The following is a 901-nucleotide window of genomic DNA, read 5'->3' as shown; positions in this document are numbered from 1 at the left end:
TGACACATGGCGCACACAGGTTTTGCCATCGCTTCGCAATGGATCGCAGGCAAGGTGGAGCGCCACCCCGGCACTCCTACGGCCTGCGGCCAGAATCCAAATCGCAAACCACCGCCAATCCGCGTCTGCCGTAGGCGTGGGAGTTGGCTTGCCTACGATCTGGCGCGAAGCGGCAGTCAAATCGGTCAGCCCAGTCTCTTCGACATAATCTGTCGTCTTATCTACAGCCCTTACGAACGCTTCGTTCCAGGCGGTCTGCAACATTGAGAAACCGCCTATCCGAATCGCGTTGAGATCCCTCTTCTAGCCTTCCCTGACGTTCATCAGAAAGGCACGCAGGCATGCCATGTTCATCGCCACGTTCTCGAGATCTCCGTGTCAATCGGTACTCCGCAAGCAACCAGCTCTATCTTCTAACCTCCGTCGTCCATGATCGCGTGCCGCTATTTTCAGACTGGCGCGTGGGTCGATTGGTGGTGGATGCATTCAGGCTCGCGGAGACGGAAGGGGCGGCGCATTCATTGGCTTGGGTCGTCATGCCCGACCACTTTCATTGGCTGATCGAATTGCAAAACGGCACGCTGTCGACGCTTATGCGCCGAGCCAAATCCCGCAGCGCGCACAGCGTCAACCGGATGCTTGGTCGCCGGGGCCCGGTTTGGCAAATGGGCTATCACGACCGGGCATTGCGCTCTGATGAAGACATCAAAAGCGTGGCCCGTTACATCGTCGCCAATCCGCTGCGGGCGGGGTTGGTTGAGCGGATTGGTGATTACCCGTTGTGGGATGTCGCCTGGGAGTTGTAAACCGAAAGCGTGTGAAGGCGTGGGAGTTGGCTTGCCTACGATCTGTCGCGCAGCGGCAGTAAAACCTGAGAACTCTATTCAACTGGCACACCGCG

The 901-nt window shown here is 58.0% G+C and carries 2 protein-coding genes; one reads left to right on the top strand and one right to left on the bottom strand.

Annotation, left to right across the window (positions count from 1 at the left end; translation table 11 throughout):
* Nucleotides 1-264: hypothetical protein (locus GVN17_RS29550; protein WP_218576455.1), on the bottom strand; the 264-nt coding region annotated here is incomplete at its 3' end.
* Nucleotides 265-341: 77 nt separating this feature from the next.
* On the opposite strand from GVN17_RS29550, the gene GVN17_RS29440 reads away from it, so the two are divergent.
* Complete coding sequence (locus GVN17_RS29440; RefSeq protein ID WP_166598782.1) at nt 342-806, top strand: transposase; 465 nt, start codon at nt 342-344, stop codon at nt 804-806.
* Nucleotides 807-901: the final 95 nt, after the last annotated feature.

Origin of the sequence: Pseudomonas sp. SLFW (assembly GCF_009905615.1) — a bacterium.
Lineage (GTDB): Bacteria > Pseudomonadota > Gammaproteobacteria > Pseudomonadales > Pseudomonadaceae > Aquipseudomonas > Aquipseudomonas bambusae.
Note: the sequence above shows the minus strand (reverse complement) of the source record. Positions and strands in the feature narration are given on the sequence as shown.